The sequence below is a fragment of the Microbispora sp. NBC_01389 genome (genome assembly GCF_045040095.1).
Taxonomy (GTDB): domain Bacteria; phylum Actinomycetota; class Actinomycetes; order Streptosporangiales; family Streptosporangiaceae; genus Microbispora.
In genome coordinates this window covers 296,385-313,278 of record NZ_CP109552.1, presented here as the reverse complement: position 1 = coordinate 313,278, position 16,894 = coordinate 296,385, and the positions used below count along the sequence as shown (strand labels likewise).

Sequence of the window (16,894 nt, the reverse complement as noted above, 5' to 3'; positions counted from 1 at the left end):
TATCTCATACACTAAAACCATGGGTGGGGAAGAGACGAATCCGGTCCCGCTGATCTGGACCCAGCCGCCGCCTCCGCCGCGTCGGCGCGCGCTGGACCGGGAGAAGATCGTGGCGGCGGCGATCCGCGTGGCCGGCGAGGCCGGACTGGACGGCCTGACGATGAAGGCGGTCGCCGCCCACCTCGGGCCGTACTCGCCGATGGCTCTCTATCGGCATGTGCTCAGCAAGGAAGGCCTGTTCGACCTCATGCTCGACGCGGCAACGGCCGAGATCCCGCTCCCCGGGGATCCCGGCGAAGACTGGCGCGCAGACCTGCGCACGCTCGCCCTGGAAACTCGGCGGATGACGGCGCGGCACCCCTGGTTCGCCGTGTTGGTCCACGCCCGCCCTCCGGCCGGCCCGCACATGATGCGCCGGCTGGAGTTCATGCTCACCGTCCTCGTGCAGCGGGGGGCGACCGTCGGCGATGCCATGACCTACGCGGCGCTGATCGACCGACACGTCTTCGGCAGCGCCCTGCAGGAGAGCGAGGAGGCCCGCCTGGAGCGGCGCTACGGCCTGGACGACGAGGCCCGGCTGTACGCCGCCATCGCGACGCTTCACGAACTGGCCGCCGCCGACGGCCGCCTGCCTCGCCTGACGAGCTGGCTCGCCCATCCGGCCGGTCCCACGCCGGAGGAACGCTTCGCGATCGGACTCGACTTCATCCTCGACGGCATCGCGGGCAGGCTGCTGTGATCTCGCCGTCCGACAACTACGTCACCGCCGGTCGGCCAGGAAGCGTTTTGACCTGATTTGATGAAGCCTGCGGCGTTCTCTGGGAGGCGGGCATGGAGACGGCGGAGTGGTACCGGTACTTCGCGGAGCGCGAGGTCAGCGGGCACAGCCCGGTCTACGAGGCGCTGGGCCTCGCCGTCGCCGCCGACCCCGGGCTGCTCGAACTGATCGACGGACTGCCGGAGCCGAAGCGGCAGCCCAACCTGCTGCTCGCCGCGGTGCGCTTCCTCGGCGGGCCGTACGACGACTTCGGCCGCTTCCGCGCCTGGACCGTACGGCACTGGGACCGAGTGCGGGAGACCGTGCTCGCCCGGCGGACGCAGACCAACGAGACGGGCCGGTGCGCGAGCCTGCTGCCCGTGCTGGCGGCGCTGCCGCGGCCGCTGGCCCTGATCGAGGTGGGCGCGTCGGCGGGGCTGTGCCTGTATCCGGACCGCTACCGCTACCGGTACGACGGCCCTGCCGGCCGTGGGCCGGAGATCGGACCGGCCGCGAGCCCGGTCCTGCTCACCTGCCGGACGAACGGCAGGGTGCCGGTGCCGGACCACCTGCCGGAGATCGTGTGGCGGGCCGGGATCGACCTCGACCCCGTCGACGTGCGCGACGAAGAGGCGGTGCGCTGGCTGGAGTGCCTGGTCTGGCCGGGACAGGACGACCGGCTGGCGCGGCTGCGCGGGGCGGTGCGGATGGCGAGGCGGGACCCGCCGCGCCTGGTGCGAGGGGACGCCTTGGCCGCCCTGCCCGGCCTCGTCGCCGCCGCGCCCGCCGGGGCGACGGTCGTCGTCTTCCACAGCGCGGTGATGCCGTACCTCGACGCCGGAGCGCGGAACCGGTTCGTGGCACTGGTAGGCGGCCTGCGGGCCCACGGCCTTCCGGTGCGGTGGATCTCCAACGAGGGCTCGCCCCGGCTGTCCTCGGTGCTCGCGGGCCTGATGGCCGGTCTGCCGGGAGGCCGGCTGACGTTCCTGACCGCGCTCGACGGCCGCCCGCTCGCCATGACCGGGCCGCACGGCGAGTGGCTGGACTGGCTCGGCTGACCGGGCGCCCGGCGGCGGACGCCGGGGATGCCGATACTGGGATCATGACGCTCTACGACGAGATCGGCACGACGTACAGCGCCGTCCGCAGGCCGGACCCGAGGGTCGCGGCCCGGATCACCGCCGCGATCGGGGACGCCGCCACGGTCGTCAACGTGGGGGCGGGCGCGGGGTCGTACGAGCCGCCGCGGACCCTGCTCGCGGTCGAGCCGAGCGTGGTGATGATCGCGCAGCGGCCGCCGGGGGCGGCCCCCGTGGTACGGGCCCGGGCCGAGGCCCTGCCCCTCGCCGACGACGTGGCCGACGCCGCGATGGCGATCCTGACCGTGCACCACTGGTCGGACCTCGCGGCCGGGATCGCCGAGATGCGCCGGGTCGCGCGGTACGACGCCGGCTACCGGCTGCTCGTCGCCGATGTGTGAGCGGACCTGTGAGCGGACCTGTGAGCCGCCGGCCGCCGCGAACGGCGGCCGGCGAGCCACTACTCGTCAGGCCTTGACCTCCACCGCCTTGACCACCTCGACCGCCTCCGGCGCCTCGCCGCGGCTGCGCAGCTCCTCCAGGCCGACCAGGTCGTCGGCCTCGGCGTCCGGGGTCTCCTCGTCGAACCGCGCCAGCGCCGGGTGACGCAGGGCGATCGTGATCGTGAGGGCGATGGCAAGCCCGCAGACCACGTACAGCAGGCCGATCCCGCGCCCCTCGCCGACTCCGAGGACCTTGCCGACCGAGCCGGCCAGCGCGCCGTCCGGCCGCATCAGCGGCTCGAAGACCAGCCCCACCAGCCAGGCCTGTACGGCCAGCCCGACCGGCTGGGTCGACAGCGCGAGCATCCGGTTGATCGAGATGACGCGGGCGTGGTAGCGCTGCGGCACCTTCGAGTGGATGATCGTCAGCCAGATGCTGTCGCTGATCGTCATCATCAGCGACATGCCGAACGCGCCCAGCGTGATCAGGATGAGCGACGGCCGCAGGCCGGCGATGGCGCAGAAGATCCCGAGCACTCCGGCGGCTGCCAGCATGCCGAACATCCGGCGGTCGCGCGGGCCGCCCCACAGCGTGATGATCAGGCCGCCGCAGACCGCCCCGACGCCCGCGAGCAGCGCGACCCGCCCGGTGTCGGCCAGCTCGCCGACCGACAGCACCAGCGGCGGGATCATGATGAACCCGGTGAACAGGAAGAAGTTAACGATGAACATCGTGAAGGCCATCGCCCGCAGGCCCCGCCGCCGGAGCAGGTAGCGGAAGCCGTTGCGGATCTCGGCGGAGACGGTCTCCCGGCGCCGCCAGGCCATCGTGGCGGGGAAGCGGACCAGCAGGGTCACCGTGAACGCGAGCGCGTAGCACACCACGTTGGCGGTCAGGATGCCCTCGATGCCGATCAGCGCCAGCACGGCGACGGAGAACAGCGGCACCATCAGCTGGGCCACGGCGTTGCCGAGCTGGACGACCCCGCCCACGTGGTGCAGATAATGCTTGGGCGCGAGCTGCGGGCCCGCCGACTGCCAGGCCACCCGTTGCAGGGTCACCGATATCGACAACAGCACCAGCAGGGCGTAGAGCAGCGGCATGTTCAGGGTGTCGGAGACCATCAGCGCGAGCAGCCCGGCCTGGACGGCGAGGGACATCCCGTCGGCCACCAGTATCGCCCGTTTGCGGTCGTACCGGTCGACCAGCGCGCCGATCAGCGGCGCGAGGACCAGCCCCGGCACCAGCCCGACGATGGCGAACAGGCCGAACTGCACCAGCGAGCCGCTCTTCAGGTACGCCCAGATCGGCACGGCGAACTCGGTCATCACCGCGCCGATCATGGAGACGATCTGGCCGGTCGCCACCGTGAAGAACCGGCCGAGGCTGGGCTGCGGCCCGGCCACGTCGGCCTTCCGGTCGAGCGAGACGGCCTCCCGCCACCAGGTGGCCGTGTCGCCCTCCGCCGGCGCCCGCCACTCCTCCGGACGCTCCAGCGCGGTGTGCGTGGTGGTGACGATCGCGGCCAGCTCGTCGGTGCGGTAGCGGAGGAAGTAGTGCCCCGCCTCGGCCATCACGACGAGCGCGGTGGTCTCGGAGACGCAGTGCCAGTCGCGGTAGCGCTCCTGGTAGAAGTCGGTCAGCGCGTCGCGGTCGCCCACGATCGAGACCACCGGGGCGCGCAGCTGCGGGCTCTGCTGTTCGACCAGCTCGCTGAAGTAGTCCTCACCGGCCCGCGCGTCCACCCGCATCGTGCGGATGATGTGGTCGACCTGCTCGGGGTCGAGGTCCTGCAGGTCGGCGCCCATCGCACGCAGCCAGTTGGCGTGCGCGTTGGCGTTGTCCAGCGCCTTGCTGCGGAAGATCCGGCCGAGCAGGCCGTTCAGGCCCTTCGTGGGGGTGGCGAACGGGAAGCTGCCACCCACGTAGACGGCCTCGATCCGGCGTCCCGCCGCCTCCAGCCTGCGCGCGATCTCGGCGGTGAGCGCGCTGCCGACGCAGTGGCCGTACAGCGCGACCGGGCCGCGCACCCGCTCCATCACCTCGTCGCACACCCGCTGGGCGGCCTCGTGGAACGGGATCGTGCTCTCCTCGACCCCGAGCTCGTGGCCCGGCAGGGCGACCGAGAACAGCGAGTGCCCGCCCGGCAGCACGTCGGCCAGCGGCTGGTAGATCATCGCGCTGGCCCCGCCGTACGGGATGCAGACCAGTGACAGCGTCGGCGTCTTCACCGGCCGGGTCAGCTCGACCAGCAGCCCCCGGGGGCCGGACGCGGCGTCCTCGGGCGCCTGCCGCGCGGCGTCGATCAGCGCGGCCAGCTCCCGTACGGTGCGGTTGGCGATCGCGTCGAGCACGGTCACCTGGTAGCCGTCGGAGGGCAGCGCCTGGCGCAGCTTGGCGACCATGCGGATGAGCAGCAGCGAGTGGCCGCCCAGCGCGTTGAAGTCGCTGTCGATCGAGATCGCCTCGATGCCGAGGACCTCCCGCCAGACCCCGGCCACCACGATCTCGGTCTCGGTCTCCGGCTCCGCCAGGTCCTCGGCCACCCGGACGGCCGGGTCGGGCAGCGCCTTGCGGTCCACCTTGCCGTTGGCGTTGAGCGGGATGGTCTCCAGCGGCACGAACATCGACGGGACCATGTAGTCCGGCAGCCGCGCCGCGCAGTGATCGGCGAGGTCGTCCGGCTCCCGCGCCTCGGGCACGTAGTAGGCGACGAGCCGCCTGTCCTCGGGCGTGAACGCGTGCACGACGACGACCGCGTCGCGTACGCCGGGGTGGTCGAGCACCGCCGCCCTGACCTCGTCCAGCTCGATGCGGTAGCCGCGGATCTTCACCTGGTCGTCGAAACGGCCGAGGAAGACCACGTTCCCGTCGCGGGCCCAGGCCACCCGGTCGCCGGTGCGGTACATCCGCCCGCCCGGCACGAACGGATCGGCCAGGAACCGCTCCTCGGTGAGGTCGGGCCGGTTCAGGTAGCCGCGGGTGACGCCCACGCCCCCGACGTAGAGCTCGCCCGGCACGCCGACCGGCTGCAGCCGCCGGTTCGCGTCGAGGACGTACATCCGCATGTTGGGCAGCGGGCGCCCGATGGGCACGACCTCCACGAGCTGGGCGTCCCGCACCGGATAGACGCACGTGCCGACCGACGCCTCGGTGGGGCCGTACTCGTTGACGAGCCGCCCCGGGCCGAGCATCTCCATCCACCGGTTGGCCATCGACCCGGGCAGCGCCTCGCCCGCCACGACGATCGTGCCGGCGAGCGCCTCGGCCTGCCGGGCGTCGATCTGGTGGCCGAGCACCTCCAGGTGCCCGGGCGTGCACTTGATGAAGCTGTACGGCCCGCCCGCGACGAGCAGCGCGCCCAGCTCGCCCATGTCGAAGTCCTGCTCCAGCACCGTGACCCGCTGCCCGGTGACGAGCGGCGCCCAGAGGTTCGGGACCACGAGGTCGAACGCCACCGAGCCGAACAGCGGCGCCCCGCCGTCGCCCTGGCTCGCCAGGTCCTCCACGGCCCACCACACGTGGTTCACCAGGCCCCGGTGGGTGACCTGCACGCCCTTCGGCTTCCCGGTCGACCCCGAGGTGAAGATCACGTACGCCAGCCGGTCGATGTCGTACGGCACGCCCACCGGCTCGGCGGGCTGGCCGTCGAGCACGCCGCTCCCGACGTCGACCACGTCGTCCAGCGTGTCGTCCAGCGCGTCGACGCCGTCGAACAGGTGCGCGTACCCCGCCGAGGTCAGGACCAGCGGGGTCGCGGCGATCGACAGCATGTCCGAGACGCGCTGCGCGGGGAACTTGGGATCCATCGGCAGGTACGCCGCGCCGGCCTTCCACACGCCGAGCAGGCAGGCGATCAGCTCCGGGCTCCGGTCGAGCAGCACGCCCACCGTGTCCTCGGGCCCGATGCCCCGCTCGCGCAGCAGGTGCGCGACCTGGTTGGCGCGGGCGTGCAGCTCGGCGTACGTCGTGGTGCGGCCCTCGAACGCGACCGCGACCGCATCGGAGCCCGCGTGCCGTTCCAGCAGCTCGGGCAGGGCCACGTCCGGGTACGGCCGGGCCGAGTCGTTCCAGGCGCCCAGCGCGAGGTCGCGTTCGGCGTCGGTCAGCAGGTCCAGGTCGGCGAGCGGGGTGTCCGGGGCGGCGGCGATCCGCTCGGCCAGCGCACGGTAGTGCCCGGCGAGCCGGGCGACCGCGTCCGCGTCGAACCGGTCCTTCTGGTAGGTCAGGTAGAGCTCGGGGTCGCCGCCGCCGTTCAGGTGCACCAGCAGCGCGAGGTCGTAGGTGAAGTCGTCGACCTCGTGCGCCCAGACCGACGCCTCCAGCCCCGGCCAGCGCCCGCGCTGGTCGCGGAAGACCCGCAGCGAGAAGCCCACGGTGGACAGCGAGAAGTTGCGGGCGTCCCGGTCGCGCAGCGCCCCCGCCAGCTCGGAGAACGGCAGGTGGTTGGTGAGCGCCTCGCCGAGCCGCCGCCGCACCCCCGCGGCGGCCTCGCGGAACGAGGGGTTGCCCGACAGGTCGGCGCGCAGCGGCAGGGCGTTGACGAAGCAGCCGAGCACGGGCTCCAGCTCCACCCGGCGGCGCCCGCCGTCGACCGTGGCGATCGTCAGGTCGTCCTGCCCGGTGTAGCGCGCGAGCGCCATCGAGAAGACCGTGAGCAGGGCCACGAACGGCGTGGTCCCGGGGCCGCCCGCCTCCCGCAGCGCCCGCAGGACCTCCTCCGGCAGCGTGAACAGGTGGCAGTCGCTCCGCCTGCCCTCCGGGATCGCCTGGTCGTTTCTGGCGATCGGCAGTTCGACCGAGGCGGCGCCGTCGAGCCGGTCGCGCCAGTACGCGAGCCGCCGCTCCCGCCGCTCGCCGGTCAGCTCACGCCGCGACCAGGCCGCGTAGTCGGCGTACTGGAGCGGGGGAGGGGCGACCCCGGCGGGGCGGCCCTCGTGGGCGGCGGCGTACACGGTGGTGAGCTCGTCCACGATGATGCCGACCGACCACCCGTCACAGGCGATGTGGTGGCAGACGAACATCAGCACGTGGTCCTCGTCGCCCAGCCGGACCAGCGTCGTACGGTGGACCGGCCCGGTCTCCAGGTCGAAGCGCTCCACCGCGGCCCGTGACGTGATCTCCCGGGCCCGTTCCTCCCGCTCGGACCCGGGCAGGTCGCGCAGGTCGACGACGTCGAGAGGCGCGGGCCCGGGGTCGAGGACGACCTGCCGGGGCTCGGGCCCGTCGCCCTCGTAGACCGTGCGCAGGATCTCGTGGCGTTCGACCAGGGTGTCGAGGGCGATGGTCAGCGCCCGGACGTCGAGCGGGCCGGCGAGCCGCAGGCCGATCGTGGCGTTCGGCGCCGGGGCGCCCTCGGCGAATCGGGCGCCGAGCCACATCTGGGCCTGCTCGTAGGAGCAGGGGGCGGGTCCCGCGCCGCGCGGAGTGATCGCGTCCGCGGCGGCCGCCCGGGCGGCGAGCAGCCGGCGCAGCGCCTCCTGCCTGCGTGGGGAAAGCGACGCTATTAGATGCTCGTTGTCAGTCGTCGGCGTTATCGTCACCGAGCGTTCTCCTCTCTGCGCACTAATGCGCAGGCGCCAACTGACCAGACGGAAAAGTGGTTGATCGAGAAACGCCTGAACGTTGAATTCCGCAGGGGTCGCCGCGTATCTCGCCACTTATGGCGGCGGGACGAATGGGAGCGCTCCCACGAAAGGATTATTACGATACGTGATACACCCTGGTAACGCAAGCCTTACATTGACCTGCCCTCGGCCACATTCGGTAAGAGGAAATCGACCTTCCGTGATCATGCGCAGACGAGGGAAGGTCCGGCCGTGCAGGCATTGCGGAGCGTTACAGCGAGGTGTCGAATTACCTGACCGGCATGGTCGGGAAAGGCGTGGAACTTGTTTCTTGCGCGGCACCCTATCCGGGTTCTATGTTGGCCGCCGGAATGAATTTCCGCAGGGGCGCCGCCTATTCGAGGGCCCGCCTGCCTCCTCAATTCGACTCGTCGTCGTGGCCGATCACGGCCGGATATCGCTCAGCAGGAGGACGCATGAACGACGGCTGGACGCCCCTGGAGATAAACCCCGACGGCCCCGCCACTCCGGAGGGGCTGGTCGAGCGCCTGCGCGGGCTCGACGTGGGCGATCTGCTCGCGCGGGAGAAGGCCCTCGTCTTCCGGGGTTTCGGCGTTACGCCCGAGACGCTGGACCCGGTCATGGACATGCTCCTGCCCAACCGGCTGGCGTACGTCCACGGCAACTCGCCACGCACCAAGGTCGGCGGCAACGTCTACACCTCCACCGAGTACCCGCCCGAGTACACGATCTCGATGCACAACGAGTTGTCGTACTCCGCCGCCTGGCCCTCCCGGCTGCTGTTCTTCTGCGAGAAGGCGGCCGAGACCGGCGGGGCCACCCCGGTGGTGGACGGCGTGCGCTGGCTGGAGTCGCTCGACGACGAGGTCAGGGAGGCCTTCGCCAAGGGCGTGCGCTACACCCAGAACCTGCACGCCGGCCGGGGACTCGGCAAGAGCTGGCAGGAGACGTTCGAGACCGAGGACCGCGACCGGGTGGCCGAGTTCCTCGACGGCATCGGGGCCGACTGGCAGTGGCGGCCCGACGGCGGCGTGCGGGTCTCCCAGATCAGGCCGTCCACCACCCGGCACCCGGTGACCGGGGCCGAGGTGTGGTTCAACCAGGCCGACCAGTGGCACCCCGCCTCGCTCGGCGACGAGACGGCCGCGATGCTCGCCGAGCTCATGCCGCCGGAGGAGCTGCCGCAGTCCGTGACGTTCCCGGACGGCGCGCCGATCCCCGGCGACCACGTCATCCAGGCGCGCGACCGCGGCCTGGACAACGCGGTGGACGTCGACTGGCGGAGCGGCGACCTGCTGCTGATCGACAACGTGCTCGTCGGTCACGGCCGACGGCCCTTCACCGGCTCCCGCCGCGTCCTCGTCGCCATGTCTGATTGAGCCCCGTCCGACTGAAAGCAGCCTCCCAGACTTCCAAGCCGTCTCCGGCTGAAAGGGGATCCGCAGTGAGCAAGATCGCTTTGGGGGTCGCCGCGACCTTCACCGCCGAGCCGCTCGGGGACGCCCTGAGATTCTGGCTCGCCGAGCTGGGGACCGAGGGGGACGTCGCCTTCGCTCCGTACGACCAGGTCTTCCCCTCGCTGCTCGACCCGGGCAGCGTGCTCGGCCGGGCCGGCGCCGTGGTCGTCCTCGTCCGCGCCGAGGACCTCGCCGGAAACGTCACGGCCGGCGCCGCCGACGAGGATCCGGCCGCTCTCGACGCCGCCGCGGACGACCTCGCCACCGCGCTCCGGACGTCGGCGGCCGCGGCGGGCACCCCGCATCTCGTCGCGATCTGCCCCGCCTCGCCCGGGCATGGCTCGCCGGGCGCGCACGCGCGCCTGGCCGCCGGGCTGGCCGAGGCGCTGAAGGACGACCGCGCGGTCGGCGTGCTCACCTCCGCCGAGCCGTACGAGCCGGCGGACCCGGAGGCCGTCCACGACGCGTTCGCCGACCGGACCGGCAACGTCCCCTACACCGACCACTACTTCGCCGCGCTCGCCGCGGCGGCCGTACGCCGCCTCCAGGCCGTGACCACCCCGCGTCCCAAGGTCGTCGTCGCCGACTGCGACGGCACGCTGTGGGACGGCGTGGTCGGCGAGGACGGCCCGGACGGCGTCGTGATCGGCCCGGAGCGCGAGGAGATCTGGCGGGAGCTGGCCCGGCAGGTCGCGGCGGGGCGGCTGCTGTGCCTGTGCAGCAAGAACGCGGAGAAGGACGTCCGCGAGGTCTTCGCCCGGCATCCCGGGCTGCCGTTCGGCCTGGACGACGTCACGGCGATGCGCGTCGGCTGGGAGGCAAAGTCGCAGGCCCTGCGCTCGCTGGCCGACGAGCTCAACCTCGGGCTCGACTCCTTCGTCTTCCTCGACGACAGCCCGGTCGAGTGCGCCGAGGTCCGGGCCGGCTGCCCCGAGGTGCTGACCCTCCAGATGCCGCCCGGCGCCGCGGACGCGGCGGCGTTCCTGCGGCACTGCTGGCCGCTCGACCTCGCCGCCGTCACCGACGCCGACCGCGACCGCACCCGGCGCTACCAGGAGGAACGGCGGCGTGAGCAGGCCAGGGGCGAGATGTCCCTCGCCGACTTCTTCGCCACGCTCGACCTGCGGGTGACGATCACCCCGGCGGGCCCCGGGCACGAGGCGCGGGCCGCCCAGCTCGCCGAGCGGACCAACCAGTTCAACCTGTCGGGGACGCGGCGCCTGGACGGCGACGAGACCTTCGTGGTGGACGTGCGCGACCGGTTCGGCGACTACGGCGTCGTCGGTCTCACCGAAGTTCGGACGGACGGGGACACGCTGCGCGCCGGCGCGTTCCTGCTGAGCTGCCGCGCCCTCGGGCGCGGGGTCGAGCACCGCATGCTCGCCCACCTGGGCGCGCTCGCGCGCGACCGCGGGCTGGCCCGGGTCGCGCTGTCCTTCCGGCCGACCGAGCGCAACCAGCCCGCCAGGGACTTCCTGGCCACCCTGCCCGCCACCGCCGAGCCGTACGGCGAAGAGGCGGCGGAGACGGCGTGGTACGTCCTCACCGCGGCCGACGCCGCGGCCGTTGTTCATTCACCCGTCCATTCACCCGTCCACGCACCGGTTCACTCACCCGTCCACCCATCGGGCGCTGCTGAGGAGAGGGCGGCGGCGCCCACCGGATGGGCGGCCGTCGAGCGGATCGCGACCCGGCTCACCGGCCCCGAGGCGATCCTGGAGGCGATGCGGGCCGCCCGCCCGGTGTCAGTGGTGGCCGCCGAGATCGCCGGGGCGACCCCCGTCGAGGCGACCGTCATGCGGTGGTGGGCGGAGCTGCTCGACAAGCCGCCCACCTCGGTGAACGACGGGTTCTTCGAGCTGGGCGGCCACTCGCTGCGGCTGGTGCAGTTCATGGCGCGGGTGCGTGCCGAGTTCGGGGTCGAGCTGCCCTTCGACACCCTTTACACCACCTCCTTCACCATCGCCGAGGTCGCCAAGGTGATCGAGGAGCGGCAGCTCGCCGAGACCGGCGACGAGGAGCTGGCCGGGCTGCTCGACGAGCTCGCGGGCCTGTCGGACGAGGAGATCGACGCCCTGCTCGAATCAGGGCTCGAATCGGGGCTCGAATCGGGGCTCGAATCGGGGTCTGAATCAGGGAACGGCTGATCCGCATGGCCACGATGCTGCTGAGCACCCACGGCACGAACGGCGACGTGCTCCCGTTCGTACGGATCGGGCGCGAGCTGGCGGAGCGCGGCCACGAGGTCACCGTGCTCACGCACGCCTGGTTCGCCGACCGGATAGCGGCCGCGGGCCTGCGGCACCTGCCGATCGACACCGCGGAGGGCTACGACCGGCACCTGGACGACGCGCGGCGCTACATGCTCGACCCGCTGAAGGACCCGGACGGCGTGCTCCGGCTCTACCGGCGCAACGGCCTGTTCGAGCTGCTGGCCGAGGAGGTGCGCATGATCGAGGCGCACTACCGGCCGGGGGAGACGGTGGTGGTGGCCCGGCACACCTCGGGCATCGCCGCGCTGATGGCCGCCGAGCTGCACGGGGTCCCCGTGGCGCTGGCGTCCGTCACACCCCACCAGTACGTCTCGCTGCCGGTCCTCGCCGACCTCTTCCGGCGCGTGCTCGGGGAGGGCTACGACGAGGTCTACCGGACCTTCGGCCTGCGCCCGGTCCGTGACTGGGCCGCCTACCTGAACAACGCCCCGGTGCAGCTCGCGCTGTGGCCGGAATGGTTCGACGCCGCGGGCCAGCCGGCGCCGGCGGGCGTCGTGCGCTGCGGGTTCGTGCTCGGCGACACGGCGGAGGGGCCCGTCCCCGACTGGGCCGAGCCGCCCGTGCTGATCACCGGCGGCACCGGCCAGGTGCTGCACGACCGGTTCTACGAGGTGGCGGCCGCCGCGTGCCGGCGGATCGGGAGGCGGGCCCTGCTGGTGAACCGGCACCCGGCGTTCCAGCCGGAGTCGCTGCCCGACGGGGTGGAGTGGGTGCCCTCGGCGCCGTTCGCCTCGTTCATGCCCCGTGTCGCCGCGGTCGTCCACCACGGCGGGATCGGCACGCTCGCCCGGGCGCTGGCGTCGTCGACCCCGCAGGTGCTGCTCGCCCACGGCGTCGACCGTCCCGACAACGCCGAGCGGCTCGACCGCGCGGGCGTCGCGGAATGGCTTCCCGTGTCCCACTGGGACGAGGAACGGACCGCCGCGCTGCTCGCCCGCTCCCTCGCCGACGACGGGTACCACGAGCGGGTCGCCCCGCTCGCCGCCGACGCCGCGTCGGAGGACGGCGTACGGGTCGCCGCCGACCACGCCGAGGCCCTGATCGGCGCCGACGAGATCCTGCGGCGGCCGGTCCCGCGCGAGCGACTGGCCCGGCTCACCCCCGAGCAGAAGGTGCGCCTGGCCGCCCTGGCCCGTGCCCGCCGTGACGGTTGAAGAGGCGTGTGGAGGTCAGGCGAGGTCGCGGAGCCAGCGGAGGGCGACCGCGCCGGCCAGGCGGGGCGGCACCGTGCCCGCGCCGAGCCCGACGTCCACGAGCAGGTCGAAGACCTCGGTGCGCCGGGCGGCCACGGAGATCGCCGCGTCGATGAAGCCGGGGGAGCGGGCGGCCAGGGAGAGCGCGTCGGTGGTGCGCAGGTGCCGTCCGAGCGCCCGGCGCAGGGCCCGCCGGTAGGCCCGCAGCGGGTCCGCCGGCGAGCCGATCGCGGCCTCCGCGGCGAGCCGCCCCGACAGCAGCGCATAGTAGATGCCCTCGCCGGTCAGCGGGTTGACGAGGCTCGCCGCGTCGCCGGCCAGCAGCACCCGGCCCGCCCCCGGCACCGGCCGTCCGCTCGACAGCGGCAGGTGGTGGGCCCGCAGGTCGCGGACGGGCGACCTGATCTCACCGAGCAGGGGCAGGAGCCGGGCCAGCCGCCCGTGCAGGATCTCGCGCCCGGGCCGGCCGGTCTGTCGCAGCATCGGCAGTAGCAGCCCGTAGCCGACGTTGGCCGTGCCGTCGCCCACCGGGAACGACCAGGCGTAGGCCGGCCAGCCCTCGCTCCGCATGACGATGACCTGCACGTCGTCGTCCGGCGGCACGTCGGCGTACCCGCGTACCGCGATGGCGGTGTGCCGGTCCGGGCTCGGCGGGACGCCGATCAGCCGCCGTACGGTGGAGTTGGCGCCGTCGGCGGCGACGACCACCCGGGCGGCCACCTCGCCGTCGAGCACGACGAGCCCGTCGCGGATGGTCAGCGTGCGCACCCGGTGGCGGCGCACCTCCACGCCGCGCGCCGCGACCGCCTCGACCAGCCGGGCGTCGAAGACCCGGCGGGGGACCACGTGGTTGGGCCGCGCGACCGCGGCCGAGACCTCGATCCCGCCGGGCGACGTCACCGACAGGCGCGGCGTCGGCCGGTGGTCGTCGAGCAGGCCGGGCAGTCCGAGCACCGCGAGCTCCTGGCGCGCATGCGCCGCTATGCCGTCGCCGCAGGCCTTGTCGCGGGGGAAGGCCGCCCGGTCGAGCAGCAGCACCCGGCAGCCGGGGTCGAGCTGCCTCGCCCGCAGCGCGGCGGCGGAGCCCGCCGGTCCCGCGCCGGCCACCACGAGGTCCCAGACGTCGTCCACATCTACAGACCGTACGTGGAGAAGAGGTTCGTGGTGGGCCACGACTTCACCGAGTTCGCGGCGGTGTGGAGTTGGGCGTCGATGTCCCCGTAGTTCAGTCCCGAGGCATCGTCGCGCTGGTCGAACAGCACCACCCAGCTCAGCCCGTCGTAGCGCCGGACCATGAGCGTGGAGGTGCCGGCCAGCGACCCCGTGTGCCAGGTGTTGCGGCCCCCGGTGACCGGGCGGACCTGCCAGCCGAGGCCGTAGTACCAGCCGTCGGAGTTGACCCCGATCGACGGCTTGGCGAACGCCTTGGAGATCGACGCCGAGGTCAGCACGCCGGCCGCGTCGAAGAGGGTGGAGAACCTGGCCAGGTCGACGGCCGTGGCGAGCCAGCCGCCGTGGGCGGCCATGTTCTCGAGGTTGAACCCGCCGTAGGGGAAGGGCACCACTGAGTCCGAGGTGTCGATCACGCTCTTGCCGGTGTACTTCGAGAAATAGGGAGCCTCGCCCGATTTGCGGAGGCTCTTCGCGGTCCTGCCGAGCGCCATCCGCTTGATCTTCAGGGGCGTCAGCACCTTGCTCTGGACGTAGCTCGCGTACGAGACGCCGCTCGCCTTCTCGATGATCTTCTGGAGGAGGAGGTATCCGTAGTTCGAGTACGCGTACGTCGTGCCGGGGGCGTGGTCGAGCCTGAGGCCGGACGTGTGCCTGACGATCTGCGCCTGCGTGATCGGCAGCGGGACGCCGAGCGCCGCCGCGATGACCCGGTCCCTGAACATCGGGTCGCCCGAGACCTCGGAGTCCCACCCGCCGAGGTGCTGCAGCAGGTGGGTCACGGTGACGGCGGCGAGCCGCGGATCGGCGGTCGTGCTCAGCCCCAGCAGCGGCGCGACCTTGGCCGAGAGACTGAGCTTGCCGTCCTGCGCCAGCTTCAGCACCGCGGCGGCGGTGACCGGCTTGCTCAGGCTCGCGACGCGGAACAGCGAGGTGGGGCCGGCCGCGAACGAGGTGTCCGCCGCCCAGTTGTAGCCCCGGGCGAGCACCAGCTTGCCTTTGCGGACCACGGCGAGGGACGCGTGCGGGATCGTCCGCGCCTGCATGAAGCGCTTCAGCGTGTCGTCGAAGGGCTTCAGCGACGTCGCGCCACGGCCGGTGACGCTCCACACGCGGGCCGCCGCGCTCGCCGGCGACGCGGGCAGCCCGGCGGCGAGCCCCGACGCGGCGCCGCCCGCCAGCAGGCGCAGGGCGTTCCTCCGGGAAACGGAAAACCTGTCTGAAATCATGCCGGCTGATCTTAGAGGAGTCTTGACCGGCCATGGCCGCGACCCTGACCGCGGCCCTGACGGCGAGGGAGGCCGCGGCGGGTGGCCGCGGCCTCCTGTGCGTCCGGCACTAGATCTTGCCGGTGCCCGCGTTCGCGAGGACGTTCGCCTTCACGCCGCTCGGGTTGTCGACCGTGTACGAGTACGGGATGGAGGCGACGCTGCCGGAGGTCTGCGGCGTGCCGGAGTTCACGAGGTAGTTGTTGCGGGCGACGATCGAGCCGCCCGGCGAGGAACCCTCGGAGGTGTGCGTGGGCTCGGCGACGTTCTCGAAGTAGTTGCCCTCGACGAGCACCCCGGCGCCGCAGGTGGAGGCGATGCCGTAGCTGTAGTCGGTGTACGAGGGGTCCTTGTAGTAGTAGTTGCTGAACACGTGGACCGGGTTGCCGAAGCGCACCCTCGGGTTGCGCTGGGCGCAGGTCTGGAACGCGTTGTGGTGGTACGTCACCCGCAGGTGCCCGGTGTCCTCGGAGCCGTTGCTGTCGCTGTGGCCGACGAGCGAGCACTTGACGTGGTCGTGGAGCTTGTTCCAGGACACGGTGACGTAGTCGGAGCCGTGCGTGATGTCGAGCAGGCCGTCGTAGTAGTCCGTGCCGTGGCCGGTGTCGCTCGACAGGTCGTTGTGGTCGAGCCACACCCGCTTGGCGTTGTCGAGGTGGATCGCGTCGCCGTTGCCGTTGGCGGCCGGGACCTTGGAGATCTTCAGGTTGCGCACGATGACGTTGGAGACGTCGCGGATGTTGACGCCGCAGCCGGTCAGCCCCGAGTTCGCCCCGACCCCGACGAGGGTGGTGTTGCCGCCCACCCGTACGTCGTCGGAACAGGTGAAGTTGCCGTTGATCTGTACGGTCTTCGCGGAGTTGCCCGTCACGGCGGCGGTGAGCGCGCTCAGGGAGGTGACCGTCGTCGCCGGGCCGCCCGCGCCGCCGCTGGTGCCGCCGCCCTGCGTCGCCCAGCCGACCAGCCCGGTGGCGGGCGGAGTGGTCGGACCGCTCGTGGGGGTGCTGGTGGGGGTGCTGGTGGGGGTGGCGGTCGGGGTGCCGGTGGAGCCGGTGGGCTGGAGGGTCCACTGTTTGGTGGCGACGGAGTCGCAGGAGTTCTGCTGGACGAGGGCGCCGGAGGAGGTGGAGTTGTCCTTGGTGTTGAGGCACTTGTCGCTGCCCGCGTTGACGACCTGGTAGCCGGCTCCGGAGGTGGTGAGTATCCAGGTCTGGGAGGAGGCGCCGGTGCAGGTTTCCTGCTGGACGGCTTTGCCGGCGGAGGTGGAGGCGCCGGTGACGCCGGCGCATTTGCCGCTGTTGCCGGCGGTGAGGCGGACGCCGCTGCCCTGGGCCGCGAGGGTCCAGGTCTGGTTGCTCGCGCCGGTGCAGGCGGAGGCGGTGAGTTGTACGCCGTCGGAGCCGCTGCCGCCGGGGACGGTGAGGCACAGGCCGCCGGCGGCGTTGACGATCCGGTAGGCGCCGGTGGTGGGCGCCGCGTTGGAGACGCCGGTGAAGACGCCGCCGACCAGGGCGGCGACCCCCGCGACGGCGCCGATCACTCCGGCTCCGGTTCTGGTGCTCCTTCTCAAGGCCGAGCTCCTTGCGTGTCGTGCAGGACCCCTGACCGAGGGGTGAATCCCGATCCCGCGAGGAATTCATGAATGTGAACAACATTCATGACGAG

At 72.5% G+C, this 16,894-nt stretch carries 10 protein-coding genes; 6 read left to right on the top strand and 4 right to left on the bottom strand.

What is annotated here, in order from left to right:
- The first annotated feature begins 19 nt into the window (after positions 1-19).
- From OG344_RS01470 to OG344_RS01460, 3 genes are all read left to right on the top strand, one after another.
- Positions 20-739 carry a TetR/AcrR family transcriptional regulator gene (locus OG344_RS01470; protein ID WP_405086626.1) on the top strand — a complete coding sequence of 240 codons (720 nt, stop codon included), beginning with the start codon at positions 20-22 and terminating at the stop codon, positions 737-739.
- Positions 740-831: 92 nt separating this feature from the next.
- Entirely contained in the window at positions 832-1,815 is a 984-nt protein-coding gene (locus OG344_RS01465) for a DUF2332 domain-containing protein (RefSeq protein ID WP_405086625.1), read from the top strand.
- Positions 1,816-1,859: 44 nt separating this feature from the next.
- Positions 1,860-2,237 (top strand): class I SAM-dependent methyltransferase, encoded by a 378-nt coding sequence (locus OG344_RS01460; RefSeq protein ID WP_405086624.1) that lies wholly within the window; start codon positions 1,860-1,862, stop codon positions 2,235-2,237.
- A 66-nt stretch (positions 2,238-2,303) separates the two neighbouring features.
- On the opposite strand, the gene OG344_RS01455 is transcribed toward OG344_RS01460, so the two are convergent.
- Positions 2,304-7,823, bottom strand: coding sequence for an amino acid adenylation domain-containing protein (locus OG344_RS01455; protein ID WP_405086623.1), 5,520 nt, complete (start codon positions 7,821-7,823; stop codon positions 2,304-2,306).
- A 500-nt stretch (positions 7,824-8,323) separates the two neighbouring features.
- On the opposite strand from OG344_RS01455, the gene OG344_RS01450 reads away from it, so the two are divergent.
- The 3 genes from OG344_RS01450 (at position 8,324) to OG344_RS01440 (ending at position 12,752) form a co-directional block, all read left to right on the top strand.
- Positions 8,324-9,247 carry a TauD/TfdA family dioxygenase gene (locus OG344_RS01450; protein ID WP_405086622.1) on the top strand — a complete coding sequence of 308 codons (924 nt, stop codon included), beginning with the start codon at positions 8,324-8,326 and terminating at the stop codon, positions 9,245-9,247.
- A 65-nt stretch (positions 9,248-9,312) separates the two neighbouring features.
- Positions 9,313-11,472, top strand: coding sequence for an HAD-IIIC family phosphatase (locus OG344_RS01445; protein WP_405086621.1), 2,160 nt, complete (start codon positions 9,313-9,315; stop codon positions 11,470-11,472).
- A gap of 5 nt (positions 11,473-11,477) precedes the next feature.
- The gene (locus OG344_RS01440) at positions 11,478-12,752 is read left to right on the top strand and encodes a glycosyltransferase (RefSeq protein ID WP_405086620.1); all 1,275 of its coding nucleotides are present in this window, start codon (positions 11,478-11,480) and stop codon (positions 12,750-12,752) included.
- Between the two features lie 15 nt (positions 12,753-12,767).
- Here OG344_RS01440 and OG344_RS01435 read toward each other — a convergent pair whose 3' ends face one another.
- From OG344_RS01435 to OG344_RS01425, 3 genes are all read right to left on the bottom strand, one after another.
- Positions 12,768-13,922 (bottom strand): NAD(P)/FAD-dependent oxidoreductase, encoded by a 1,155-nt coding sequence (locus tag OG344_RS01435; protein ID WP_405086619.1) that lies wholly within the window; start codon positions 13,920-13,922, stop codon positions 12,768-12,770.
- Positions 13,923-13,924: 2 nt separating this feature from the next.
- Complete coding sequence (locus OG344_RS01430) at positions 13,925-15,190, bottom strand: serine hydrolase domain-containing protein (RefSeq protein WP_405086618.1); 1,266 nt, start codon at positions 15,188-15,190, stop codon at positions 13,925-13,927.
- 109 nt (positions 15,191-15,299) lie between these two features.
- Positions 15,300-16,799, bottom strand: coding sequence for an RICIN domain-containing protein (locus OG344_RS01425; protein WP_405086617.1), 1,500 nt, complete (start codon positions 16,797-16,799; stop codon positions 15,300-15,302).
- Positions 16,800-16,894 lie beyond the last annotated feature (95 nt).